We start from the raw sequence: 26,025 nt of genomic DNA on the forward strand, positions 1-26,025 counted from the left end.
TCACTGCTCCCATCCCGCTGTCAAAGTTGCTCGCTTTTCACGAGCATCAGGTCGCCGATCTTGCGCGGCGGCACGCCCATCGTTTCACGCCGTTCGCTCGGCGTGTTTTCGTTGAACACCAGCGTCAACGTCGCCGCGATCACGTCGCGATCGTGCGCGGCGGCGTCGAAGTCGTAGCCGGTCGAATCGAAATTGCGCCAGTAATTAAGAAAGACCGTATTCATTGGATCGGATCGTCGGTACGGATCAGCGTGCGCGCGGTGCGCTCGACGAACGTCTCATCGAGCCCGCGCGGATGATGCTGGAACGCGAGGTGAATGTATTCGTGCACCAACGCGATACGGTCCTCTTCGGTCTGCAGGCGATACACGTACACGCGATTGCGCTGCGCATCGGCATACGGCCGACCTTCGCGCACGGCGCACACAGCGGGCAGATCGGGCGTTTCGTAGCCTGCCGCGCCGTCCATGCGCCTCGCCCACAGCGGCGCGTTGCGTTGCAACCATGCCTGCGCGCCGGCCACCGCGACGCAGTCGCCCGATAGCGGACTCTGGAACGAAGTCAGCGTGGCTTGCGGCCAGGTGCGCGCGAGAATCGCGTCGAACGTCAGGCCGCTTTGCGCGGAGGCCTTCGCGGCCAGCCAGCTCAGCTGTCCCGGCGCGGCCTTGTCGTGGTGATACTGAACGGGCACGCCGGTCAGCACGAGCGCGTCGGTCAGATCGGCGGCACGGCGCGCGGCGGCCGTCGGCGCGCGTGGCAGGACGCGCTGCGTGCTGCTGCTGTCGTCGATCCGCAAACAGCCGTGATCGTGGTTACCGTGCTGCACGACGTAAGTGCGCGCCGCGACCGCCAGCGCCTTCGCTGCTTCCGCCTGGCTCGTGTCGCCTTCGCGCTCGACCACGCGCGCCACATAGTCGTTCATGCCGAAACGGCCGACCACTTGCGGCGCGCCGGCCGCATCGCGATCGAGCCGCAACTCACCTCGGCTCGTCACACGCGCCCAATTGCCATTGACGAAGCCGACCCGGAAATCGCCACGCAACGCACCTTCGGACGCAGCGGCCGGTCCTTTGTCACCGAGCACCTCGCGAACCGGATAGCGGCTGAAAAAATCGACCAGTACGCAAGCACCGTCGTCCGGCACGGTGACTTGCGTGAGCAGCGGCGCAATGCGCGGTGCGGCGGCCGCCAGTACGCGCGCACTGCCGCCGGGACCGCCCAACCACACCGGCGTGCCGTCAGCAAGCCAGCCGGCCGCGCCGCCGATCGAGGCGCCGGGGCGTGCCGGATCCGGCATCGTCCAGGTCTTGGCGCGCAGCACGCTGCCGTAGAGCGACACCTTGCCTTCGCCGCGTCCGCTGGTCAGCACCGACACCAGCGTGCTCGCCGCCGCTTCGCGCGGCCTGGCGGGCATCGTCTGCAAGGCGGCAAGCAGTTCAGTCACCGGCACGCGGCGCGTGGGTGTCATGGCGTGCAGATCGCGCAACCAGGCGGGCGCGTGAGCGGCCGTCCAATATTTGCGCCAGTCGGCGGAATCGAGTTGCAGGCGCGCGGGCTCGAAAAAGAGTCCGCACGACTGCACCAGCGCATGTTCGCGATCGATGTGACCGCCGGTCATGCAGCAATACACTTCTTCCGGATCGCCGCCGTTGCAGGCGTAATCCGGCGTGGCGATATTGCGGTCCACCAGGTAGGCGTAGACGAACAGCTTCCAGACGCTGCCAAGCGGCGTCTCCAGCGTCGCGGGCAGGACTTTCGCGGCCTGCGGCGAAAAGCCAGGCGCCGCGCCTCCGCTGTCGACTTGCCAAAGCTGACTCTGGCCGTCGCGAAACCAGGCGAAGCGCAGCATTTGCGACGACGATCGCGCCGACATTCCAGCGGACGTCGCGATGCTCATCTCAGTCGCGGCGTCCGTTGCCTTCGCCAATGCGGTTGAAGTCGAAGTCACCGCATACGCGGACACGCCCTGTCCAACGCATCCGAGTCCCACGCCCACGGCAAGCGCGATCCGCAGCGTAGCTGCCACACGATCGCGAATAGGCCGAAGCGCACGGAACATAGCGGTCTCGTCTCGGTTACGGAATGCGCAACGTCGTCACGCGATCGCTCTTGCCGCCTTCGAACGCCTTCGCGTCCGGCTGATACATGCGGAAGTAGCGCGCGGGCGGCAGTGCGAACGTACCCGGCAACGCGAAGCGCACCAGTTGCCGCAGCGTGACCGGCCGGTCGAGCAAGGGCACGGGCTGGTGATAAGCCAGCTCGCCCATCTCGTACGACGCTACGCGCTGGAACGGCTGCGGACCGCTCGCGCCGTCCTTCGCGCCCGGCAGACCGTCGATCGATACGCCCCAGCTCGTCGCCTCGACATCGCCGCCCGGCGGCAGCGGCACGTCGAGCAGACCATAGTGGTAAGCGTTGCCGGCGCGCGGCGTGAGCGTGACTTCGTCGACGTACAGCGCATTGCTGTCGATCGCGTCGCCCTGCTTCACCAGACGCGCGATAAATGCCGAGCGGCCCAACTGGCTCTCGGCGGCGGCCTCCTTTTTTTTCGGATCGACCGCGACTTCGACCGGTTCGAGCTTGTAAAAATGCCGCTCGACGGTGATGTTCAGACGGCTGTCCTCACTCGTATGACTGCGGAACGAGACCAGCGCGTTGACGTCGGTGCGCGCGGCGCCGGCGTCGAGCGTGGTCGGCTGCGCCGCGCCGGTCCACTTGTAGAGTGGCGTGCCGGTCGGCGTCGTGGCGCGTGTCCAGCCCGCGCCTTGCAGCGACGGCAACGACGACGACGCCACGTCCGCGCCCATCGCCTTGCGCAACCACAGCAGCGTCAACGCGCGATCGAGCGTCGGGTAATCGGCGCTGCTCTTTGAGAGCAAAGCTGAGGCATCGACCGAGGCGCCGCCGCCGTCTCCGCCCGACATGACCAGCAGACTTTGCACCAACGGCGCCAGATCGTTGCTCAGCGCCGTACGCGCGGCGCTTGCCGCAATGTCGAAGCCATCAGGCAATTGCGCGCTGGTGCTGCGCGCCATGCTGGCGATCAGCAGCGTCGCCATCTGTTTGCCGCGCGGCGAATCGGCTTGCGCGAACACGATGCTGTCCGACGCGCCATACGTGCCGCTGCGCGCGGGCGCATTGGCCGTGGCCGCCGCGTCGTTCATCAGGTCCGCGGCAACGCCCGACACTGGCGTCGCGACCGGCAGGCCCATCTGCTGCATGAACCACAAGGCGAGCGCACGATGCAACAGCGGCTCTTTCGCTCCGGCGTCGCGATAAACGTCCATGCCGTGCTGCCAGTTGTCCGCCGGCAGGCTGATGCCGAGGCTGCGGCTCGCGAGCCAGTCCGCGTAATACGCATAGGCCGTGATCAGCGCGCTGCCGCCCGTCGTATCGCCCCACCAGCCGAACGTGCCGCCGACGCCCGCGAGCATCGCCAGACGCTGCCGCTGATTGCGCAGCAGCGCTTCGAGCCCTTGCGTCGAGCTCGCGTTGTCGCCGTGGCCGATCGAGTCATGCGCGAGCGCGAGCGGAATCAGGCGGCTCGAAGTCTGCTCGGCGCAACCATACGGGTAGTTGATCAGATCGTCGGCGACGCGCATGAACTGACTCTGCGCGCTGCCGATGAAACGCACGCTGACGTCCTGCGCATCTTGCGGCAGATTGAGCGGCTTGTTCGAGCCGTCGAGCGCCACCGTGTTCTGATGCAGATCGAGCCAGCCGCTCGCGTCGAGATGAATGGTGGTCTGCAAACGGTCGACGTCCTTACCCGCGCTGCGCAGCGTCGCGTTGATCACGCCGTCCTTCAATGCGCCGCTCGGAAGACGCAGATAGTTCGCGCCGCGCTTGAGCGTGACCTTCTGATTCAGCGACAGCCCGCCGCCTTCGACCACCCACTGCGCGTCCATATCCGCGTCGGTCTGGTTGAAGGCGATCATGTCGATGGCCGGCTGATCGTTGACGCGGAAATGCGAAGGCCCGCTCCACTTCAGATACAGTGCTTTGTCCGAGCGCACGTAAGCGGTGCGTTGACCGACCATGCCGTCCGGCGCCGCCGCGCGCACGGTGATGCGCCAGCGCGCCAGCGAATCCGGCATCTTGAACGTCATGGCGGCATGGCCGTTCGCGTCGGTTTTCAGATTGCCTTCCCACGCGGCTGTGTCCTGATCATCGCGACGCGGCCGTTCGAGCACCTTCACGCCGCGCTCGTTGTAGTTGGCGCGTTGCGGTCCGCCCGGCGCGCCCTTCAATGGCGAGCGCGCAAGGTCATAGGTGATGAACGACAGGCTCGACGAAGTCCGCACGTTATTGCGGCGCGGGTGATAGAAGAAGTCGACGATATTTGGCGCGATTTCCGGCTGCAACACGTAGACCATTTCGTCGACCACGCTCACCGTCAGATCCGCCGCTTCCGGCTTGCCGTTCAACGTGCTGTCGAAATTCAGCGTGACCGTGTCGCCCGGTCCGTACACCGGCTTGTCGCTCTTCACGTTCAGTTCGATCTGCGGCTGGGCGACCACGATGCCCGCGTTCTGGAACACGTATTCGCCTGCGTGCACGTACAACACCGAGAACGTCATGTTCGGCGCGAAGTCAACGCCCACCTTGATACGCGCCTTCCATTGCGACGGCGCCACGCGCTGCAGTTGCAGCCAGTCGCCGCCGGCCGTGAGCAACGCGCGACGTTCGACGTTGTCGCGTTCGAGCGTGAGCAGCGCGTCATCCACCGGCATCGGGAACGTGATCAGCGCTTCGGCGGTATCGCCGATCTTGTACCTGTCGCGGTCGAACACGATCTCGACGCTGCCCGGAATCGCTTTCAGGCCATCGCCCGCGACCCAGTGGCTGGTGGCGGCGAGCAGGTTGCCCAAATCGTCTTTGACCGACAGCATGTACGAGCCCGGTTCGTCGAACTGCACCGGGAACGATAGCTTGCCGCCCGCGTTCGCGCCCTTCAACGCGCCTTCGCCATGCGTTTGCGATTCGAGGCGCGTCCATTCGTATTTCACCGGCGCATGCGATGCGGGATTCACGGCGCCGAGCGCCTGCAGGTCGAAGCTGACCGCTTCCTTCGGTTGCGAGAACGATTTGTCCGTGGTCAAACGATACGGCGTCGCACCGCGCGCGATCAGCACTTCGCGCGTCACGCGCACTTTGTACGCCGCGCCGTCCTGCGCGAACAGCGTCAGCGCATAGCGGGTCGGCTCCTTCGCGGCGGGCAGCGTGAGGCTCGCGCTGCCGTCGCTATCCGTCTTCAGTTCCTGCTGGTCGAGCTTGATCGGGAACAGACCCGCGTAACGCAATTCACCATCGACGATCGTCACTTTCTGCGCCCGCAGCGTGACCGAGATCTTGCTGTCGCGCACCGGCTTGCCGTCCGGATAACGCAGCTGGATTTTGCCCTTCAGGGCCTCGCCGGTCGCGTAGTCGGCTTTGTCCATCGACAGGTTCACGTCGAAGTGCGGCTTCACATATTCGGCGACGCGAAACGCGCTGCCATACACATCGCCGTTGTAGTCGAAGCGCAGCGAGTAACCGCCGGCGGTGGCGTCGGCGGGCAGTGTGAACGCGGTATCCGCGCCCGTATCGGAAGCGAAATGCACTTTGCTGGTCGCCACCGGCGCGCCGTTCGGGTCGAGCACGTCGAGCTTGATATCGGCCTCGGCGGGCGCGGACGAATGCGTCGCGTTCTGGAACGTTCGGCCGATGAACTTCACATGCACCGGATCGCCCGGCCGGTACATCGGCCGGTCGGTGACCGCGTAGATCTTCGTGTTATAGATCTCACTGTCGTAATAGAAATTCTCGGAGACGAACACGCCGCCCTGCGGATCGGTGCCGAGCACATAGCTGCGCTCGGGACTCACGTGCTGCAGCACCAGCGCGCCGTCGTTGCCGGTCATGCCGCTTTGCAGAACGCCCACGCCGTCGGTCCAGGTCACTTCCGTATTCGCCACCGGCTTGCCGTTATCGCGCCGCGTGGTCCACACCAGCATGCCGCTCGACGCCGCCTTCACGACCGCGACCGTGTCCGACACGAACAGCAGCGTGTGCGCGCGATAGTTGCCGATCACCGCTTCGACGATATACAGCCCCGGCGGCAACTTGCCGACCGGAATCATTACGTTGCCCGAACTGGCTTCGATAAAGTTACTGCTGCTGCCCGCGAGATTCACGCCCTTGGGCGGCTCGATCACTTTCGCGTCCCAGATCGGATAGCGGAAACGCGCGACCATGTCGTAGCCTTTCAGCGGCGCGAATTGCGGGTTCGGCTCGAATTGCGTTTGCTTGCCGGTCTGCTCGCCGAGCTTGAATTGCGGCGCCGCTTCGGTCGCCTTGCTGCGGGTCGCGAACGACAACACGCGCTGCCACGCGCGGCGCGCTTCCGTGTACCAGCGATCCCACAGATACGCGAGCGTATTCGCGAGCCCTTCGCCCTGATAGTTCGGCGCGACATTCAGCCGATGCAGATTCTTTTGCGCCTTCAGAAAGTCCAGCGGCTTCGGCACGCGATACACGACCATGTCCGCACCGCCATAAGCCTGTAGCGCGTCCTTGAAATCGCGGCCGGGCGCTTCGAGCCGCACCTGCGCCAGTTTATCGCTGCCGAAGCTCGCGTCCGAGAGCAGGAAGAACGGCTGACCATCCACCTTTTGCGAGCTGAAGTTGCTCGACGGCGCCGTCTGCAGCGTCGGATTCCCGGCAATGTTGGCATCGGCGGCGGCAGCGGCGCTCGCTGCGTCGTCGTCGGCATAGGCGGCTGGTGCGACGGCGAGCATCATGGCCGCGAACAAGACTGGGAGCAGCGCCGCGAACTTGCATACCGCGCGACGGCGCGCATTGCCCAACCCACCGCTCGATTGCGTGACGGAAATCATTCGGGTCATGGTGTCAAAAAGTCCAGACGAAACACGCCAACGAAATTCGGATTGCCGTCGAGCGGCTGCCAGCGGGAATCTTTCCATTGCATCAGGTCGGAAACGGCGACCGCGCGCAGACCGGTATCGATCGGCGTAACGGTGCCTGTGTGATAAGCGATGTAGCGATCCAGCCAGATCATCAGATGCTGGTCGTCGCCCTGGTCGAAGAACAGCAGATCGCCGGGCAGCGCCTGGTTGATGTCCTTCGAAACAAAACGGCTGTTGCGTTGAATCAGCGCGATCGCCGATGCGTACGCGCCGGTAGATCCGTCGAGCTGCGTCCAGCGGTTGGCGATCGTGCGCTGCGATGTGGACAGTTGCAACTCGGGCGGCATGCTGCTGGTATCCGTGAGACTGGTCATGCCGTTGGCTCGCAGCCACCTGGTGTCGTGTGGCCTGAGCGCCTCGCCGACCGCGAAGCGCACGAGGCCCGCGCAATCGCGTTGCGTCCAGCGCGGCGTCGGTCCGCGCCGCATCTGCTGATCGACGATGCGCACGAACCACGCGCGAAATGCCGCCGATTGCTGCGGCGATAGCGCGTCGGGGTCGGGTGAGGCGGTGCTGCTGGTGAGCGCGTGCGCGTAGGGCGCGAGGCTCGCGACGGCGAACGCGCCAGCCGCGTGCGCAAGCCACGCGCGGCGCGAGAGTACGCGAAGGCGGCGCACTCAGTCGCCCTCGGTGCCGGGCTGATCCACGGGCGTATCGGCAGCGGTGGTATTCGAACCGGTATCAGCCTTCGCGCGGTCGAACCACCACTCGACCGGCACCCAGCCCGTCGAACCCGGCAGGTCCTGCGGCAGCGTCAGCGAAACCGGCGGGTAATGAGCGAGCGCGTGCAGCTTCGGCAACAGATGAGTCCGCGATGCGTTGCGGAACACCGCTTCCTGATCCGCCGGCAATGCCGCGCCGGCCTCGCGTTCGATCAGCGCAGCCGCCGACGACGGCGTGAGCGTCAGAATCGTGCGCGGCAGACGTTGCGGCGCAAGCGTATCGGCGAGCGCCGGATAGCGCTTCTCGAGTACCGCGAGCGTGTCGCCGACGAGACGGCCGTCCGGCGAGAAAATCAGATAGCCGTGCGCGAGTGCGAGCGTGACCGGGAAATAGCGTTGCGCCGACAACTGCGACGCGAACGACGCTTTGCTCGTCACTGCCGTGCCCGAACGCGCGCTGACCGGACGCTGCCACACGGCCACATCCGCACCTTGCTCGCGCGTGGTGACCGGCAAGCGGCGATAGCCCGAGTGGGCGTCAGCGGCTTTGGCGGCCTTCGCTTCATAGGCGCCGATCACGTCGCCGAAAGTCTTGCCGAGCGCGGTCTTCAACGCGGCGATGCCGGCCGCGTCCAGCTTCTTCACGCGCGCGACGAACACGGGTGCGACTAGCGTGGACTTCGCATACCAGCACACCGCCGCAGGACCGGCGAGCTGATCGCCGATCGCGGCAGCATTGTCCGCGCCGCCGTCGGCCACCTTGCTCAACAGACCCGAGGCCTCTTTCCAGTCCGCCGGCAAGCTCGTGCAAGCCGCCGCATTGGCCGGCAACGCGCGCCACAGGTCGGCGCCGTTCCACTGCTGCGGCAACTTGCCCGGCTCGATCAGCGCCGAGGTCTGCCAGTTCGCCGCGGCGCTACCGTTCGACGAGAAGTCGAAGCGCAGCGCGTGGATACCGGAGAAAAACGCCTGATAACCGAACGACAGGTAATTGGCCGACACCACCAGCCGATGGCCCTTCGGCGCGTCGCCGGGCGCGTCGAGCCGATAGGCGTGCGTGGCGGCGTCGCGGCCCGAGGAGAGCGTCTCTGACACGGCGTCGGCCCGCTCGCTCAGCAAGCCGCCCTTCCCGTCGAGTAATATGCCAGGCGCGGACAACACGACGAGGCGGTCGTCTTGAGTGGCGAACAGCAGCGTGCGGCCGACCGCCAGTTTCAATGCATAGACCGGCACGTCGCCGGAGAGCTTCGCCACCTGGCTGAGTTGCGCGTCGCTCGTGGCGACGTTGCCGATGCCTTGCAGCAGCCTGGCAAGACCGTTGCGATGCATCGACATCACCCAGTAGCCGAGGCGGCCGTCGGGCGAGCGCCACAGCAGCACGTGCGCGGGTTCGTCGAAGACACGGCGAATCAGTTCGTCGCGCCAGTCGAGTTGATGTTCGAACGCGAGACGCCGCAGCGCGCCTTCGGCGGACAGTCGCGTATTGCTCGATTCGTAGTAGTCGACGAAGTCTTGCGTCAGCACGTCATGCAACAGCGGCACGCGCAGGATGTCGCGCGGCAGACGCGAGAGCGCTTCACTGTCGATCACCGCGTCAGGCTGATGAATATCGAGGACGATTTCACTGTTCCCGGCGACTTTGCGATGCGCAAATGGACGCCATATCGCCTGAATGATCACGCCGGCCACGACCAGAAGACCGACCACCAGGATTGCAATCTTTTTGCGTGACATCTTCATCTGATTTCTTCTGGTTCGATGCGACGGTATTAACGTGGATGTCCGGCGGATTAAGCTAGCGGGATCAATCGCAAGGCAGCGATGATAACCGATATTTTTAACTGAAAACCAGTGATACTTCTTATTTAACAGTCGGACTTGCTTCAGCAGTTTGACAAAAATCAGACACGCGTCTGATTAAGAGATTAGGAAACGTGGCCGTTCGATGCGGCGATTCGATTCATTAAACTACTGCGGGCAAGCGGGACCGTATATGCAGGAACACGCGGGGTATGTTCCCGATGTTTGGAGAGTCGTAGCCATCGGCTTACATGGCATTACTCGTCCGCAGCCTTTATGCCAAATCCGCTTAATTTAACGCCCATGTAAAATAACCCGGCTGCACACAGTGTGCTCGCCGGGTTATTTCTGGCATCGTGACTACTACATTGACGCGAGTACCACCTTAACCGCTGTCAAAAATATTCGAGCGCCTGCTTCATTCCCTGCACGCCGGTTTCGATATCCGCCACGCCGGGCGCGGCAAATGACAACCGCAGTGCCGCCTGATCGATATTGTCTTTGTAGAACGCGACACCCGGCACAAACATCCCATTCCGCTCGATACACGCGCGCAGATAATCGTACGCATTCTGACCGGCCTTCACCGGCGCGCGCGGCTACACCACGTTCTTCTCCACGATAGGACGGTTTTCGAGCACGCGCGTGAAGCTCAACGAGCCCAGATCGAGCGTCGTGTAGCGGCCATGCAGAATCAGTTCGCTGATGCCGCGTCCGGTTGCGGGACCTTGTTGCAAACCGTGTCCGCTAAAACCGTTAGCGAAAATGCAGTTATCGACATCCGGGTGATAACCGATAATCGCGTTCTGGTCGAGCACGTTGTATTCGTAGTAGCCGGACCAGCAATGTTGCACACGCAGCGCTTCGAATTGCGGCACGCGGTGCGCGAGTGTCGGCCAGATCACATCGTCGAAGAGCGCGTGATCGACTTCGTCGAGCGGCAGATCGTCAGGGTCGTTATCCGCTGACGGCGACGTACCGCAGATGAACGATTTGCCTTCGGGGCGGAAATACACGCCGCTCGGATCGATCAGCAACGGACACCGCTCGAGCTGCCCCGGCGAGGTGACGTTGAAAATACTGCGGCGCCGCGCGTAGACCGGAATGTCGATGCCGACCATTTGCGCGACTTTGCGTGACCACGCGCCGGCTGCGTTGACCACCACGTCGCAGGCATAGGTCTCGCCGTTCGCGGTCCGCACTTGCGTGACGCGATTGCCGTCGCGATGGATTGCGGCGACCTCGGCGGCGACATAGCGCGCGCCGAGCGACTGCGCCTTCTTGCGCAGCGCCTGCACCAGCCCGTAACCGTCGAACCAGCCCTCGCCGCTCTCACCATAAGCGCCGGCCACGAGGTCGTCCGTGTTGAGCCAGGGAAAGCGCGCTTGCAACGCGTGTTTGTCGAGCAGACTGATGTCGGCGCCGAGATTCGTTTGCAGCGCGTGGTTCTCGCGCAGCGTCGTCTCGCCGGCGGATGTTGCGAGAAACAGGTAGCCGCCTTCGTGCAGATCGATCGACGGCTTCGCGCCATCGACCTCGAGCCGCTCGCCGATCGAGCGCAGAAACTCGATGCCGAACAGCGACATCTGAATGGAAAGCGGCGTGGAGAATTGCTGACGGATCGACGCCGCCGATAACGCCGACGAGGAACGCGCATAAGTCGGATCGCGTTCGATCACCGTGACGCTGACTGCCGGATCGGACAGCCGCAAGAAATACGCAATCGAGCTGCCGATCACCCCACCGCCGACGATCACGACTTTGGAACTCACGTCTGACTCCACGAGTTGCGTGGCCGCTCGCAAACGCCGGCGGCGCAAACGGATTGCTGAAGAAGCTTGTATCGGGCTGCAGCGACGCGTGAATGCGCCGCTGCCTGTCACCGGTCAAGGCGGATGAACCGCGCGAACGGTATCAGCCGATATTGAAGTCGATACCTTGCGCGAGCGGCAACGCCGACGAGTAGTTCACCGTGTTGGTGGCGCGGCGCATATAGGCCTTCCACGCATCCGAGCCCGACTCGCGACCGCCGCCGGTTTCCTTCTCGCCGCCGAACGCGCCGCCGATTTCCGCGCCGCTCGGTCCGATGTTGACATTCGCGATGCCGCAGTCGCTGCCCGAGTCGGACAGGAAGCGTTCCGCTTCGCGCAGATCGGTGGTGAACACGCACGACGACAGACCGTGCACCGCCGCATTGTTCGCCTCGACCGCATCGGCGAAATCGGCATAGCGCAACACGTACAGGATCGGCGCGAAGGTTTCCTTCAGCACCACCGGCGTTTGCGACGGCATTTCGACAATCGCCGGACGCACATAGTAGCCGCCTTCATATCCCTTCACCTCGACGCGCTCGCCGCCGAACACCTTGCCGCCTTCGCCCGTGGCCTGCTGCAGCGCTTCCTGCATGCGGCCATACGCTTGCTTGTCGATCAGCGGACCCATCAGCGTGCCCTTTTCCAGCGGACCGCCGATCGGCACCTTGCTGTACAACTGCTTCAGACGTTCGATGGTTTTGTCGTACACGCTCTCATGCACGAACAAACGGCGCAGCGACGTGCAACGCTGTCCCGCCGTGCCCACCGCCGAGAACAGAATGCCGCGCATGGCGAGTTCGTGATCCGCGGTTTGCGTGACGATGCCCGCGTTGTTGCCGCCGAGTTCGAGCAGCGAGCGGCCGAAGCGCTTCGCCACTTCCACGCCGACCGTGCGGCCCATTTCCGTGCTGCCCGTCGCGCTGACAATCGACGCGCGCGGATCGGCCACCAGCTTCGCGCCCACGTCGCGGCCGCCGTTTATCAAGGCGGTGAGGCCGGCCGGCGCGTCGCCGAATTCCTGCAATGCCTCGTTGAGAATCTGATTGACGGCGAGTGCGGTGAGCGGCGTCTTTTCCGACGGCTTCCAGATCACCGCATTGCCGCAGACCAGCGCGAGCGCCGCATTCCATGACCACACCGCGGCCGGAAAATTGAACGCCGAGATCACGACGCAAGTACCCATGGGATGCCACGTTTCCGCCATACGATGCCCCGGACGCTCCGAGGCGATGGTCAGACCGTACAACTGGCGCGACAAACCGACAGCAAAATCGCAGATGTCGATCATTTCCTGCACTTCACCCATGCCTTCCTGAAGAATCTTGCCGGTCTCGAGGGTGATGATGCTGCCGAGCGCCTGCTTCTTCTCACGCAGACGGTTGCCCAGCAGACGCACCAGTTCACCGCGCCGCGGCGCGGGCACGTTGCGCCAGGCGGTGTACGCATCTTTCGCCTGGGCGAGGGCCGTATCGACTTCCGCCACCGTGTTGCTGGCCACGCGGCCGATAAGCTCGCCGGTGATGGGCGAATGAATCGCAATGTCGCCGGCTTGCGCCGCGCGGGCGATGCCGAGGTCGGCGAGGATGGTAGAAGCGTCCATGAGAGTCCCTTTAATTTCCGATGCGAAACAAGAGTAAGTTCGGAAACTATACACGCCGGTTTTTGCGGCGACAAGGGTATTTGCCCGGGGCTGGCCGGCGGAGAGCTCGGGAAGGCTTGCTCTGCATGGACTGGCCAGCACGCCGAGCCCAACGCGCCGTACGTTGCCAGCGCCGGCACGGACCGCGCGCCAGCACGCCAGCCCTGCCGCGTTCGTTTCTTATTGGAAATACGAGGCCTCTAAATTCGGCGCGTTCGCACGGGGCGCGCTGGCGGCGCCTTGTCGAAACCGGGCCGATAACGCGCACGAGTGAAAGCCAGCGGACGTCGGCCTCAAACGCCCGCCATCAGCCTGTCGACCAGCACACGCGCGAACGGCGGCAGGTCCTTGAGGTTGCGCACGCAGATCTTGAGCTTGCGCTCGGCCCAAGGGTCGTTCAATCCGACGGTGGCGATCTGCATCGTCTTCTTGTGCCGCAGCGCGACCGATTCCGGCACGATGCCGATGCCTACGCCCGCCTCGATCATCCGGCAAGCGGCTTCGAAATTGCCGACCTGGATGCGCAGTTTCAGACGCGCGCCCAGTGCATCGGCGGCACTGGTGATGAACGCGTGGATCGCGCTGGACGTGGGCAAGCTCACGAAATTGGCCGCGAGCACTTGCGCGAAATCGACCGACGCCAGACGAGCCAACGGATGATCGCGCGACGTGACCAGCACGAGCCGGTCGTCGCGATACGGCAGCATTTCCAGATGTTCCGCATGCACGTTGCCCGCGACGATGCCGATATCCGTCGCGCTATCCGCCACGCCTTTGACGATTTCGCCGCTCAGCACTTCGCGCAGATCGATGTTGACGTCCGGATGATCGCGTAAAAAATGGCTCAGCACGGCCGGCATGAACTCACTGATCGCGGTGGTGTTGGCCCAGATGCGCACGTGTCCCTTGATGCCTTCGCCGTATTCCTGCATGTCGCCGGCCAGATGCTCGACCCGTTCGAGCACGAGCCGCGCGTGATGCACGAAGGCTTCGCCCGCGGGCGTCAGCGTCACGCCCTGGCTGGTGCGATAAAGCAGCTTGAAACCCAGCTGTTCCTCTAGATTCTTGACCCGGTTGCTTGCTGCCGGCGCCGACAGATGCGAGCGCTCCGCCGCGCGCGCCAGGTTCCGCGTGTCGGCGATATTGAGGAGCAAGCGCAAATCCACGAAGTCGAAATGCATGATGAAGGCCTGAGTGGAAGCGCCGTGGGCGCTCGCAAGACAAAGGCCAATCTTAACCGGGCGTGAGGAAAGCGCTAGACCGTTTCGGCAGAGCCACCCGTCTCGCCCGCAACTTCGTGCATTAGACGCAGCGATACAGGTAAGCGTTGAACCGCTTACCGCTCGCGCGCCGACCATCATCCCAGGATCGGCGCGCATGACGTCACGATTCCCTGCAGTCCGCTCTCGCCTCCCCCCGCGCTGCGTTGAAACGATTCTGGCCGGCGCATCCTGACTCGCCGCGAGACGCGCTTACGCGCCGCAGGACATTACAGGCACAGCACTTGCTTTAACCTGCGGCTCGACAGGATGAGAAAGCATGGCGGGTTTGTCCGCTTCCCTGTCACGACTGGCGCCACGAATACCCGAGGCCCAGTCCAACCGAATATTTGAGGCATAAGCAATACGAGTCCCGTATTACTGGTCGACGACCAACTGGAGGCATCGTCCGCGCTGCGCGCCGTGCTGGTCGGCCGCGGTTACAAGGTCGCCACGGCGGCGGACGGCGCCGAAGCTTTTGAACGACTGCAACGCACGCGCGTGAGCGCCGTGGCGGGTGACTGGCGCATGCCCAACATGGCCGGCGCCGAACTGATCGAATCGATGCAGGCCCGCAGTGAACTGGCATCCGTACCCGTCATTCTGACGAGCGGCAGCGGCGAAGTGCCTGCCTTGCCCGTCAAAGGGTTTCCCAGGAAACCGTTCGCGCTGGACAAACTGCTTTCGTTGCTGGCCGACTGCGAAAGCGATGCGGCGATGCCAGCCGTTTGCTGAACGCTTTACGGCTGCGAGCAAGCGTCATCGATGCGCTCGCTTGCCGGAATCGCGCACGAAAGCGGGACACACGATGGGTTCGCGGGCGTAGTCGTGCGGCATCGAGGTGCGGTTCCTCTGAAACGCATTCGCGTCTGAAAGAGCGAATCGACGGACCGCGCTCATGCACTCAACCGCATATGTCGACTTCTCGAACAATTCACCGCTCGTCGTCAGATACCAATAGCCAATCGCCGTCGCGTCGAGCAGGCACGAATTGATGGCCGGCGGCAAGTTGACGCCGCATTCGACGCCGCTGTCATTCGCGTCGATCAATTGCAGGCGGTGGTCGCGCTGTTGAGTCTGGAAGAACTTGCGGAGAAGTTCAGGGGTCTTTCAATGCCCGCTCAGGTTTCTATCTTTGGCCTTTTCGAGGATGCGCTGGCCGACGTTCGTGCGGCGCTGACGCACGTGGCGGCGCGTGAATAATCTGCGGCGAAACGTGTGAATCTTCCGCCCCAAGAAAAGGCGGTGGATACGTGTCACGACGCGCGGCCCCAACAATTGACGGCCGGGCAAGACCGGCCTGAAAGCCGACCTCACAAAGGTCGGCTTTTTTGTTTGAAACATGGTCGGACCATCAGCGCGACCTTGACACGCGCTAACGCCTTGACGATTTTTAACAATCCATCTGGGGAGTCGCGGTTACTCTCGTTAGGCGCATCTCTTCATATGCAGCGTTCGTTCAGATAGGAGACTTAAACATGCCGGAACAGCAGAACAACGAAACCACTTACCTTTTTGTCACCATCGGCTCGCGCACCAGGCGCGGCGGCCGCGTCAGTCACGTCACAACCAAAGCGGAATATCGCGGGTTGGCGCTGGCCCGTGTCGGCGATACCGTCACCTATGACGACGGCAGCGAGGCCACCATCATTGATGGCGCAGGGTTTGCCGCTACCTGGGGTGACAGGCCATTAGCGCTGGTCGGTTCCCGCCTGAGCAACGGCGACTCGATCACTGAGGCGATCCAGGACGGATGGGGTATCACGGTTCGCGGCGGCGAACAGATTCCCGGCCTGTTTGATCCGGCCTATACGCTGGCCCCGAGCGCTGCCGCGCAAGAAGGGAGCATTCATGCGTAAGGCGGCGGTTCGGCACGGCGACCCGACGACTACGCATGGGTTTGTCATGGCTTTTTCATCCACGATTCACGACGACGGGAAAAAGGTTGCACTGAGCGGCGACGAGGCAACGTGCGGCAACTGCAAGGGCGTATTCAAGATATTCGGAACTGGTCAGGGGATGTCCGAAGAGGGCCGCGATGTGGTTGTTGACGGTGACCAGGTGCTGTGTCCGTGCAAGAAAACCCGGCTGATTGTTGGCAGTAGTCCGGGGATTTTTCTCGAAACCACTCAAGGTTCTGCAGAGGCGAGGAAAGTGACGAGCGCGAGCAACGTTGCCGCCGTTGCAACTCCATCACAGGCCATTGATGGGGCGAAGCATGCCCGCTGGTGCTTGGTATGAGACAGCGTTACGGGTGATTCGTTGGCCAATCGAGATTTTGTTGCTGATATTGGAGGCGTAAGACAGTTTGGCAAGACGGATGGAAAGGGCTACGCAAAAATCGAGACCGACGGCGAGCAACCGTTCAGTATCCATGTCATGTTTTCGTCGCCCAAGCGCATCCTGAAACCTCGTCAAGGAAATTAGTCGTGGCAACAGACTACAACATTGAGCATTGGACATCGGCTTGTACGATGGTTGGCAGCAGCAAAGACGATGCTGTTTCGATCAAGGTCAACGACCGGGCCGCGACGCGGCAGGCGATTATCACGACGCTTGCGCGCAAAGGCTATCAGGTCATAGAGCGTTCAAGCTGGCAAGCAGCGCAACCGCGCACCATTCCATTATGCGCGAGAGTCACTGGGACTATCGGGATATTGTCATCCATCACGCCGGTCGGAGCTATTCCTGTGGTGCGCCTTCAATTCAAGAAATACGGCGTGCGCAGCGTGAAGATATGAGTCGGGCGGAGCCGTTCGATGACATAGGCTATCACTATGCCGTTTCATGCCAAGGCGAAATCTACGAGGGCCGCGATATTCGCTATATTGGCGAACACATTAGCGTGGGCAATACTGGCAAGGTCGGCATAGTTCTTCTCGCGGACCTTGTAGAAGCCGGTGAAGCCTATGAACAGGAGTATAAGAGTATGACGTTGGGGCGGCGGATAAGGGCGTTGCCTCAGATTTTCGTTGATAGAGCAGTTGTCAAACATGATGAGCCGACAGAGTCGCAGATGAAGGCACTACGAGTCCTCTCAGAGGTGTTGAAGGAGTTCTTCAACATCATATATTTAGGAGGTCATCGCGAATATCAAATGCTCACTAACGGCAAAGGGCGAGCTTGCCCTGGCAATCGTGGGATGGCGATCGTGAAGTCGCTCCGATCTGAACTTGGGTTCTCAGCGCCGAGCAAATGAAAACGTCCAACCCGTCAGATCGTTAATGATGTAAGTGCGAGATACAAGGTGATTCTGAATCAGGCGACATCGTGCATCTTTATGCGTTCCGCCGGGCGGATGCGACATGCCCGCCTTTACTTCGATGTAGTCGAGCCATTTTGAATCGTTATCGGCAGCATAGTCTATTCCGATTGGATCTCCGAAGCTGTTCTCGCGTTCAGTCGAGAAATAGTGGCGTTCGATGTGGTTGAACCAAGCTTCGCTGCACGGTGAAGCTGTCGGCGGGATAGGTGTGCGAGACGTAAAAAGAACTAGCACGAGCAAACCGCCGATGGCGAGCAGACTGAATCTGGAAAGGCGCATGTTTCAGTTGGGTCGGTGGGAGTGATGGAACTCTACCATCTACTTTGTCGGTCATCGTATAGATGACGAGGCACGGCCGCCTTTTCATGTCGACGGCTCTGGTGCATCGCCCTGGATGGCACGGCACAATGTCACCGCGCCTGCGACGTCAAGATTGCGCTTAGCCCGTGGCATCATGGAATTGGCATTATAGGAAGCCGAGTTTTGTCGCGGTTAATGGGCACGACACGGCGACACAATGTGCGAGGCAAAAAAAGCGCAGTGCACCAGCATGCACTGCGCCGCAGGCGCATTGTCGCCGGCGGCCGGCATCCGCAGTGCCGGACACAGCCTACGCGCCCGCCACGATCCTTCGCGCCTTCAGAATCACCGGCATATCGACCATCTTGCCGTCCACCGCCACCGCCGCGCCGTGGCTCGTTTCCACCGCCGCCAGCACACGTTGCGCCCAAGCCTTGTCCGCTTCGCTCCACGCGTAAGCGCGATGCACCGCATCGATCTGCCTGGGATGAATGCACAGCTTGCCGCCGAAGCCGAAGCGCCGGCCGCGGCGCGCGTCGGCTTCGATGGCATTGGTGTCGGTGAGGGTGGTCGACACGCCGTCCACCGGCGCGCCGATCCCGGCAAGCCGCGACGCCAGCACGATCTGCGAACGGAACAGATGTAGTTCCTCGCCGTCGCCATCGATACCGAGATCGATCTGAAAATCCAGCGTGCCGAACACGATGCGCTGCACGCGCGGCGCGGCGCACAACACCGCGAGGTTGGCAAAGCCGCGCGCGGTTTCGACGATCGGCAACACGCTCAACGCGGAATGCGCCGTCGCCAGCACCGTCTCGATCTGCTCGCGCGTCTCCGCTTTAGGCAACACGATTCCGGCGACACCCGGCTGCCCGGCCAGCGCGACGACGTCCTCGTTGAACCACGGAGTATCCGAGCTGTTGATTCGCACCCATGCCGGCCGCAATGCATCGCCCGATACAGCGGCCAGCGCCGCCGCGCGCGCGGCGGGTTTCTCATCGGGCTGCACGGCATCTTCGAGATCGAGAATCACCGCGTCCGCGCCGGCAGCGTGCGCTTTGTCGAAGCGCTCAGGGCGGTTGCCCGGCACGAACAGATAGGAGCGCGGCAGTGCGACGCTCATGCCACCACCGCCGCGTTGGACTCCGTTTCGAACACTGAGCCGACCTGCGTTTGCCCCGCAATCCGCCATGCGTTGTCGAGCAAGCGCGCGGCCTCGCCTTCGGTGGCCGCACCCGAAAACGCCGCCAGCCGATGCAGCTTGGTGGCAATCTCATCGCGTGACAACGTATTGCCTGGATCGCCTTTCGGTTCATCAACGCGGCCTTTGAACGTGCGGCCGTCGGTGGTCGTGACCGTCACCTTGCCGATCCAGCGCGCGGGATAGGCGGCATCGACTTCGGCGTCGAAGGCCATTTCGACGTTGTCGCGGAAGGCGGCGATCGCGTCCGCGTCGAAGCCCTGCTCGAATTCGGTCACGCCCGCGTAACCGTGATGCGCGACGAGTCCCAGCACCGTGCCCATGTTGAATTTCGCCTGGTGCACGGTGCGCGGCGTGACGACCGCGCCGAGCACGTCGATCGCGCCTTGATGCACGTGCGCCACAACTTTCGCGATATCGCGCGGGGCGAGACGGTGTTCCTGCACCACGGCGAGCAACGCATCGGCAGCGGGATGCGTGTGACGGCATGCCGCGTGATACTTGAACGACGTTTCCGCCGTCGCCCACCGGCTGCCCAGGCGGTCGACGAGGCGCGCCGGGTCCGCGTCGCTCGACATGCCCGCCGCCATGCCCTGCGCGCCTTCGAGAATGTGCGTCGCGCCCTTGAAGCCGTCGGCCGCGAGTTGCGCGGCCATCAGTCCGTTGGCGGCGGCCATGGCCGTGTGCAGTTGCTTCGAGTCGGCGGCGTCGCGCAGAAACTCCCACAGGCCGCTTGCCTGGGTGCCCGCCGAACCGAACGCGTCGAGCATCTGCGCCGGCGACAAACCGAGCAGCCGTCCCGCCGTGGCGGCCGCCGCGACCGTGCCCGCCGTGCCCGTGGTGTGAAACACCTTGTAGTGAGAGCGCCCAAGAAACTCGCCGATGCGGATGCCGACTTCATAGCCCGCGACCGCCGCCGCGATCAGGTCGCGGCCCGACTTGCGATGCGCTTGCGCCAGCGCGAGCGCCACCGGAAACACGACCGTCGCGGGATGAAACACCGAGCCGTTGTGCACGTCGTCCTGTTCGGCGAAGTGCGACGCCGCGCCGTTGATCATCGCCGCGAAATACGGCGTGGTGCGGCTGCGGTCGATCAACACTTCGCACGGGCCGTCCTGCGACGCGCCGCCGGCCTGGCGGGCGAACCGCGCGATCGTCTCGACCGGCCGCGCGCATTTGCCGGCTAACGCCGAGCCGAGCCAGTCGACGTAGAGGTTGACGGTGCGCTCCACCACCGCGTGCGGAATGCTGTCGAAGTCGAGTTGAGCGGCGAAGGTGGCAAGCGTCAGACTGGGATGGTCGTTCATGATGAGGTCGCGTCGTATTCGTTCAGGTCGCCGGCGTGGCGTCGTTCACGCGCCGGCCCAGGAAAATTTCAGATCGTGCCGGCGGCTCGCAATGCGTCGATCCGCGCGCTGTCGTAGCCGAGTTCGCGCAGGATCGCGTCGGAGTGCTCGCCGAGCGCGGGAACCGGGTCCATGCGCGGCTCGAAATCCGTCGGCAAACCTGGCGGCAACAAGGCGGGCACCACGCCCGCCACCGTGCCGACTTCTTGCCAGCGCTCGCGCGCCTTCAATTGCGGATGCGCCCATACATCGCCGAGCGTGTTCATTTGCGCATTGGCTATTCCGGCGCTATCGAGCCGTTCGATGACCTGCGCCGCGCTCAGCTCCGCAAAGGCCGCGACGAGCACCTCGCGCAAGGCGTCGCGCGCCGATGTGCGTTTCGAGTTCGAGTTGAAGCGCTCGTCCGTCGCGAGTTCCGGCTGCACCAGCACGCGTTCGCAGAAGAGCTTCCATTCGCGTTCGTTTTGCAGACCGAGCATAACCGTCTTGCCGTCGCCGGCGGGGAACGGTCCGTACGGATAGATCGTGGCATGCGCCGCACCAGAGAGCGCGGGTGGCGACTGACCGTCGATCGCGTAGTAGAGCGGATAACCCATCCACTCCACCATGCTCTCCAGCATCGACACGTCGATGCGGCAACCGCGCCCCGTGCGGCCGCGCAACAGCAGCGCACTCAGAATGTTCGAATACGCGTACATGCCCGCTGCGATATCTGCAATCGAGCATCCGGCCTTGGCCGGCTCGCCCGGCGAACCGGTGATCGACAGAAAACCGGATTCGCTCTGGATCAGCAGGTCGTAGGCTTTCTTGTCGCGGTACGGGCCGTCGGAACCATAGCCGGAAATATCGCAGACGATCAGCTTCGGATACTTCTTGCTCAGCGTGTCGTAACCGAGACCAAGCCGGTCCGCGGCACCGGGCGCGAGGTTCTGCACCAGTACGTCCGCGTCGGCGACCAGGGCGTCGAGAATCTCCGTCGCTGCAGGCTGTTTCAGGTCGAGCGCAAGACTTTCCTTCGAGCGATTGGTCCAGACGAAATGCGACGACAGTCCATGCACGCGTTCGTCATAGCCGCGCGCAAAATCGCCGACGCCGGGGCGCTCGATCTTGATCACCCGCGCGCCCAGATCCGCGAGTTGACGCGTACAGAACGGCGCGGCGATCGCGTGTTCGAGCGTGACGACTTTGATACCGTCGAGTGGTCTCATGGTGTTGATGCCCGAAAGTCAGAACGAACGCGGCAGGCCGAGAATATGCTCGGCCACGTACGAAAGAATCAGATTGGTGGAAATCGGCGCGACCTGGTAAAGACGCGTTTCGCGGAATTTGCGCTCGACGTCATATTCGCAGGCAAAGCCGAAGCCGCCGTGAAATTGCAGACATGCATTGGCCGCTTCCCACGAAGCGTCGGCGGCGAGCAGCTTCGCCATGTTCGCCTGCGCGCCGCACGGTTGATGCGCGTCGAAACGGCGCGCCGCCTCGAAGCGCATCAGGCTGGCCGCCTCGACGTTGATGAACGATCGCGCGATCGGAAATTGCACGCCCTGGTTCTGGCCGATCGGACGGCCGAACACGATGCGCTCTTTCGCGTACTCGGTGACCTTGTCGACGAACCAGTAACCGTCGCCGATACATTCGGCGGCGATCAGCGTGCGCTCCGCATTCAGACCATCGAGGATGTACTTGAAGCCCTGCCCTTCCTCGCCGATCAGATTCTCGGCGGGGATTTCGAGGTTGTCGAAGAACAGTTCGTTGGTCTCGTGATTGACCATGTTCAGAATCGGCTGCACGGTCATGCCGTGACCGATCGCTTCACGCAGATCAACGATAAAGATCGACATGCCTTCCGATTTCTTCTTCACGTCCGCGAGCGGCGTGGTGCGCGCGAGCAGAATCATCAGATCCGAATGCTGCACGCGCGAGATCCACACCTTCTGGCCGTTGATCACATAACGGTCGCCGCGCCGCTCGGCGGTGGTCTTGATCTTCGTGGTGTCCGTGCCGGTACTCGGCTCGGTCACGCCCATGGATTGCAGACGCAAGTCGCCGCACGCGATCTTCGGCAGATACTTTTGCTTCTGCTCTTCGGAACCGTGGCGCAGCAGCGTGCCCATGTTGTACATCTGGCCGTGGCAGGCGCCCGAGTTGCCGCCGGCGCGATTGATTTCTTCCATGATGACCGACGCCTCCGTCAGCCCAAGCCCCGAACCGCCGAAGTCCTGCGGAATCAGCGCGGCCAGCCAGCCGGCCTTCGTGAGTGCGTCGACGAATTCTTCCGGGTAGCCGCGGGCTTCGTCGATCTTGCGGAAGTACTCACCGGAAAATTGCTGGCATAGATCGCGTACGGCTTCGCGAATGTCCTGGAAGGAATCCTGCTGCGTGGTTTGCATAAGTCGGGTCTTTTGGAGTTCAGGGGAAGCTCAGGCAATGGCGGCCGTGGCGCGCATGGTCAGATAGCCTTCGTGGTCTTTGGCCCATAGCTCGATGAGCTTGCCGTCGGCGGAAGGCTTGCCGCACACCGTGAAAGCCTGGCCCGCGAAGGTTGGACGCACCGCCTTGAAAGCAAAACTTTGCAGCGTGGCTTCTGGTTGCTCGCGACGCACCAGATCGACCAGCAGGGTCGCAATCAACGGGCCGTGAACGATCAGGCCCGGATAGCCCTCGACTTCCGTGACGTACGGTTGGTCGTAGTGAATGCGGTGGCCATTGAAGGTCAGCGCCGAGTAGCGGAACAGCATGACCGCGTCGGCGTCGATCGTGCGGCGCCACGTTTCGCCTTCCGGCGCGAGTTGCGGCTGCGGGGGCCGCGCGCCCTCCTGCGGCGCGTCGCGATAGACGATGTCGTGCTCTTCTTCGAGCTTCAGTTCGCCGCCGGCTTCAATGGTGTGCTGCACCGTGACGAAGACGAGGCGGCCGGACCGACCGGTCTTGTCTTCGATATTGGCGATCGTCGAGGTTCGCGTGGCATGCTCGCCCACCTTGAGCGGCGCATGAAAGGTCAGCCGGCCGCCGGCCCACATGCGGCGCGGCAGCGGCACAGGCGGCAGGAAACCGCCGCGCTTCGGATGGCCGTCCGGGCCGACCTCGGACATCGGCGCAACCGGCAGGAAGTACAGCCAGTGCCAGAGCGGCGGCACGCTGTCGCCGCTTTCCTCGCGATCGAGCGTGGCGGCCATGGCCTTCAGCGGAAAGGCGGTGATGTCGTCTTTGACGACCTCCTGCTTGTCGAACCAGTCGTCGAGTTTCTGCGGGGAAGCAGACATGGGCACAGTCTCCGGATACGCGCGTTGGGCTTAATAGGGTCTCACTATGAACCAGGCAGCACCGCCCGCGAAGTTTGCATTTTCGAAGCGGGCGTTTGGATTTGCTTAAGGCCCGCTGGATCGGCGCGTGGCGGGCGCTGTGGCGGCTGCGCGCTGCGGCGAATCCTTCTGAATATAACGCGCTTGTCGCCGAGGTGCCGGCCCTGGAAGGCACGGAATTGAAAAGCAAGAGTCGGAGTGCGCGACACGCGACGCTTGCTTACACTCAACTATCGTTCTCGTGATTGCTTGATGGAGATGACTTATGGATACGGTTGCGAAGCGTCCGCTGTCCCACTCTCTGGAATTGGAGTTGGACTTGAAACCCACCGAGGGACACGGATCCGTTGTGAAAGGCCCCGACGCGCGGGCGCGCGGCTCGATTGCGCAGCGTGCCGGCGCGATAGACTGGTTCGCTGTCGAAGAAGGCCTGAACGCGTACGGCTGCGCGATGCTGCGCAATCTGCTCAGTGCGGAGGAATGCGACGCGCTGACCGCGGTGTATCCACGCGATGCGTTGTTCCGCAGCCGCGTCGTGATGGCGCGGCATGGTTTCGGCCGCGGCGAATACAAGTACTTTGCTTATCCATTACCGGCGTTGATCGCCGATTTGCGCACCGTGATTTATCCGCGTCTCGCGCCAGTGGCGAATCGCTGGAACGAGGTGATGGGTATCGACGTCCGTTATCCAGCCGCTCACGCGGAATTTATCGAGCGCTGCCATGCGGCCGGCCAGACGCGCCCCACTCCGCTCATGCTTCAATACGCCACTGACGACTACAACTGTCTGCATCAGGATCTCTACGGCGAGCATGTGTTCCCGTTGCAGGTCGCGATTCTGTTGTCCGAGCCCGGCGCGGACTTCACTGGCGGCGAATTCGTCATGACGGAGCAGCGTCCGCGGATGCAATCGCGTACGGAAGTGGTGCCGCTCGGCAAGGGCGATGCGGTGGTGTTCGCGGTCCATCATCGGCCGGTTCAAGGGACGCGCGGTCCGTATCGGGTGAACATGCGGCATGGCGTGAGCCGCTTGCGCTCGGGCCAACGACACACGCTCGGGGTGATTTTCCACGACGCGACGTGAAGCGGGCCTGGTTTCGGCGCGCGCCGAGCGCGGCAGCCCTGCTGCGTTGCCGCAAAAATTCAGAGATTGCAATTTCGACCAGGTATCATTCGGGAAAACCCGAACTCGCTGAATGCGATGCGCCGAGCTTCGCTGCGTTGATTCGGCTGAGAGCAGGCGGGTGACGCCCGCCGTGGCATTCGATGTCGCGAAAGCGCCGGCATTTGCGCAGTTGGACGGTGCGGTCGTTCAGTTGCTCGACCGGCTGACACAACCGGCGTCCGCCACGCGGCGAGTGTTCAATTGGGCGTTACGGTGGGAGGAGCGCGTAAGAGGTGTCACTGAGCGGGCCAACCTGCGCCATGCACTCAAGTGATCGCCCTCATATCCGTATCCGCAAGGCGGGTAACTGTCTCGTTACCCGCCGCACCGAGCCTGCTCCAACGCGGACTAGGCCCCGGTTACCGGGACATCATACTCATACTGACGTTATGCATGACCCACACGGTGCCTCCAATCAGAAAGAGCGCCGCCAAAACCGTATAACCGAGAGCCATCGCATTCCACCGTTGCGCAGCCGACGTGTTGATGTGCAAGAAGAACACCAGATGCACGACGATTTGCACGAACGCCAGAACAGCCAGCGCGATGAGCGCGGTCTGCGGCGGAAAAAGCCCGCGCATGACAAGGCCAAAGGCCGCCACGGTCAACAATACCGAGAGCACGAACCCGCTGACATAGCCCCCCAGACTACCGTGCCCCTCTTCCGCGCGACGTGATTGAATGTGAGCCATTTAAAGCACGCTCCCGAGATAGACAAAGGAAAAGACGCAGATCCACACGATGTCGAGGAAGTGCCAGAAGAGACTTAGACAGGCCAAACGTGTAAGCTCGCGCTCCGACAATTGCGGACGACGAATGATCTGAATCGCCAATACGACCATCCACACCAGCCCGACCGTGACGTGCAACCCGTGGGTGCCCACCAACGTGAAGAACGACGATAGGAATACACTGCGGCCCGGCCCCGCACCATCAGCGATGAGGTGTGAGAACTCCTGGATTTCCATGCCGAGAAAGGCAAGACCGAGCAGAAATGTCACCGCGAGCCAAGCCAATACGCCGCCCGACTTTCGCCGATGGGCGCAGAGCATCGCAAAACCGTAGGTAATACTGCTCAGCAGAAGCGCCGCCGTTTCCAACGCGACACCGCGAATGTCGAACAAGTCCTTGGCGGACGGACCGCCCGCGAACTGTTGCGACATGACCGCGAATACGGCGAACAGCGACGCGAATATCACGCAGTCGGTCATCAGGTACAACCAGAAACCGAACACCGAATTCGATGGTGCGTGATCGCCATGCACGTCGCCCAGCGTAACAAACAGAGTTTTCTGAGACATCGG

24 protein-coding genes and 1 pseudogene are annotated in these 26,025 nt (G+C 62.9%); 7 read left to right on the forward strand and 18 right to left on the reverse strand.

The features are described from left to right. Positions 1–20: 20 nt before the first annotated feature. The 9 genes and pseudogenes from RI103_RS31225 to RI103_RS31265 all read right to left on the reverse strand — a co-directional run. Positions 21–212: pseudogene (locus tag RI103_RS31225) on the reverse strand (DUF2135 domain-containing protein); the annotation flags it as partial. A gap of 8 nt (positions 213–220) precedes the next feature. Continuing rightward, on the reverse strand, positions 221–2,059 hold the full coding sequence (locus RI103_RS31230; protein ID WP_310816533.1) for a DUF2300 domain-containing protein: 1,839 nt from the start codon (positions 2,057–2,059) through the stop codon (positions 221–223). Positions 2,060–2,075: 16 nt separating this feature from the next. Then, complete coding sequence (locus RI103_RS31235; protein WP_310816535.1) at positions 2,076–6,887, reverse strand: alpha-2-macroglobulin; 4,812 nt, start codon at positions 6,885–6,887, stop codon at positions 2,076–2,078. Then, positions 6,884–7,585, reverse strand: coding sequence for a DUF1175 family protein (locus tag RI103_RS31240; protein ID WP_310816536.1), 702 nt, complete (start codon positions 7,583–7,585; stop codon positions 6,884–6,886). Before RI103_RS31240 ends, RI103_RS31235 begins: the two co-directional genes overlap by 4 nt. After that, on the reverse strand, positions 7,586–9,370 hold the full coding sequence (locus RI103_RS31245; protein WP_310816538.1) for a DUF2138 domain-containing protein: 1,785 nt from the start codon (positions 9,368–9,370) through the stop codon (positions 7,586–7,588). A gap of 455 nt (positions 9,371–9,825) precedes the next feature. Further along, positions 9,826–9,960: a hypothetical protein gene (locus tag RI103_RS31250; RefSeq protein WP_409077008.1), complete on the reverse strand. Its 135-nt coding sequence runs from the start codon at positions 9,958–9,960 to the stop codon at positions 9,826–9,828. Positions 9,961–10,029: 69 nt separating this feature from the next. Beyond that, positions 10,030–11,202, reverse strand: a complete 1,173-nt coding sequence (locus RI103_RS31255) for an FAD-binding oxidoreductase (protein ID WP_310816539.1) — start codon at positions 11,200–11,202, stop codon at positions 10,030–10,032. Positions 11,203–11,344: 142 nt separating this feature from the next. Further along, positions 11,345–12,844 (reverse strand): aldehyde dehydrogenase family protein, encoded by a 1,500-nt coding sequence (locus tag RI103_RS31260; RefSeq protein ID WP_310816540.1) that lies wholly within the window; start codon positions 12,842–12,844, stop codon positions 11,345–11,347. Between the two features lie 332 nt (positions 12,845–13,176). Next, positions 13,177–14,064 (reverse strand): LysR family transcriptional regulator, encoded by an 888-nt coding sequence (locus tag RI103_RS31265; protein WP_310816542.1) that lies wholly within the window; start codon positions 14,062–14,064, stop codon positions 13,177–13,179. 501 nt (positions 14,065–14,565) lie between these two features. On the opposite strand from RI103_RS31265, the gene RI103_RS31270 reads away from it, so the two are divergent. Then, positions 14,566–14,877 (forward strand): response regulator, encoded by a 312-nt coding sequence (locus RI103_RS31270; RefSeq protein ID WP_310816543.1) that lies wholly within the window; start codon positions 14,566–14,568, stop codon positions 14,875–14,877. A gap of 24 nt (positions 14,878–14,901) precedes the next feature. Here RI103_RS31270 and RI103_RS31275 read toward each other — a convergent pair whose 3' ends face one another. Beyond that, on the reverse strand, positions 14,902–15,192 hold the full coding sequence (locus tag RI103_RS31275; protein ID WP_310816545.1) for a hypothetical protein: 291 nt from the start codon (positions 15,190–15,192) through the stop codon (positions 14,902–14,904). Between RI103_RS31275 and RI103_RS31280 the strand changes: the two genes are divergently transcribed. The 5 genes from RI103_RS31280 (at position 15,193) to RI103_RS31300 (ending at position 17,341) form a co-directional block, all read left to right on the forward strand. After that, the gene (locus tag RI103_RS31280) at positions 15,193–15,345 is read left to right on the forward strand and encodes a hypothetical protein (protein ID WP_310818642.1); all 153 of its coding nucleotides are present in this window, start codon (positions 15,193–15,195) and stop codon (positions 15,343–15,345) included. A gap of 275 nt (positions 15,346–15,620) precedes the next feature. Beyond that, positions 15,621–16,001, forward strand: coding sequence for a PAAR domain-containing protein (locus RI103_RS31285; protein WP_310816546.1), 381 nt, complete (start codon positions 15,621–15,623; stop codon positions 15,999–16,001). Further along, the gene (locus tag RI103_RS31290; protein ID WP_310816547.1) at positions 15,994–16,383 is read left to right on the forward strand and encodes a PAAR domain-containing protein; all 390 of its coding nucleotides are present in this window, start codon (positions 15,994–15,996) and stop codon (positions 16,381–16,383) included. The genes RI103_RS31285 and RI103_RS31290 overlap by 8 nt, the downstream gene beginning before the upstream one ends. Before the next feature lie 188 nt (positions 16,384–16,571). Continuing rightward, entirely contained in the window at positions 16,572–16,883 is a 312-nt protein-coding gene (locus RI103_RS31295; RefSeq protein ID WP_310818643.1) for a hypothetical protein, read from the forward strand. Further along, the gene (locus RI103_RS31300) at positions 16,769–17,341 is read left to right on the forward strand and encodes a peptidoglycan recognition family protein (RefSeq protein WP_310818622.1); all 573 of its coding nucleotides are present in this window, start codon (positions 16,769–16,771) and stop codon (positions 17,339–17,341) included. The genes RI103_RS31295 and RI103_RS31300 overlap by 115 nt, the downstream gene beginning before the upstream one ends. On the opposite strand, the gene RI103_RS31305 is transcribed toward RI103_RS31300, so the two are convergent. The 6 genes from RI103_RS31305 to RI103_RS31330 form a co-directional block, all read right to left on the reverse strand. After that, positions 17,324–17,686, reverse strand: coding sequence for a hypothetical protein (locus RI103_RS31305; protein ID WP_310816549.1), 363 nt, complete (start codon positions 17,684–17,686; stop codon positions 17,324–17,326). The genes RI103_RS31300 and RI103_RS31305 overlap by 18 nt on opposite strands. A 331-nt stretch (positions 17,687–18,017) precedes the next feature. After that, positions 18,018–18,830, reverse strand: a complete 813-nt coding sequence (locus RI103_RS31310; protein WP_310816550.1) for a CoA ester lyase — start codon at positions 18,828–18,830, stop codon at positions 18,018–18,020. Further along, complete coding sequence (locus RI103_RS31315) at positions 18,827–20,215, reverse strand: MmgE/PrpD family protein (protein WP_310816551.1); 1,389 nt, start codon at positions 20,213–20,215, stop codon at positions 18,827–18,829. The genes RI103_RS31310 and RI103_RS31315 overlap by 4 nt, the downstream gene beginning before the upstream one ends. Before the next feature lie 68 nt (positions 20,216–20,283). Then, on the reverse strand, positions 20,284–21,462 hold the full coding sequence (locus RI103_RS31320; protein ID WP_310816553.1) for a CaiB/BaiF CoA-transferase family protein: 1,179 nt from the start codon (positions 21,460–21,462) through the stop codon (positions 20,284–20,286). An 18-nt stretch (positions 21,463–21,480) separates the two neighbouring features. Continuing rightward, positions 21,481–22,644 (reverse strand): acyl-CoA dehydrogenase family protein, encoded by a 1,164-nt coding sequence (locus RI103_RS31325; protein WP_310816555.1) that lies wholly within the window; start codon positions 22,642–22,644, stop codon positions 21,481–21,483. Between the two features lie 30 nt (positions 22,645–22,674). Continuing rightward, positions 22,675–23,517, reverse strand: a complete 843-nt coding sequence (locus RI103_RS31330) for a MaoC family dehydratase N-terminal domain-containing protein (RefSeq protein WP_310816557.1) — start codon at positions 23,515–23,517, stop codon at positions 22,675–22,677. A 304-nt stretch (positions 23,518–23,821) separates the two neighbouring features. Between RI103_RS31330 and RI103_RS31335 the strand changes: the two genes are divergently transcribed. Continuing rightward, positions 23,822–24,640 (forward strand): 2OG-Fe(II) oxygenase, encoded by an 819-nt coding sequence (locus RI103_RS31335; protein ID WP_310816559.1) that lies wholly within the window; start codon positions 23,822–23,824, stop codon positions 24,638–24,640. Between the two features lie 440 nt (positions 24,641–25,080). Here RI103_RS31335 and cyoD read toward each other — a convergent pair whose 3' ends face one another. Together cyoD and cyoC are read right to left on the reverse strand one after the other, a co-directional pair. Then, positions 25,081–25,413: a cytochrome o ubiquinol oxidase subunit IV gene (cyoD, locus tag RI103_RS31340; RefSeq protein WP_310816560.1), complete on the reverse strand. Its 333-nt coding sequence runs from the start codon at positions 25,411–25,413 to the stop codon at positions 25,081–25,083. Next, on the reverse strand, positions 25,414–26,022 hold the full coding sequence (cyoC, locus tag RI103_RS31345; protein ID WP_310816562.1) for a cytochrome o ubiquinol oxidase subunit III: 609 nt from the start codon (positions 26,020–26,022) through the stop codon (positions 25,414–25,416). Positions 26,023–26,025 lie beyond the last annotated feature (3 nt).

Source organism: Paraburkholderia sp. FT54, assembly GCF_031585635.1.
Lineage (GTDB): Bacteria > Pseudomonadota > Gammaproteobacteria > Burkholderiales > Burkholderiaceae > Paraburkholderia.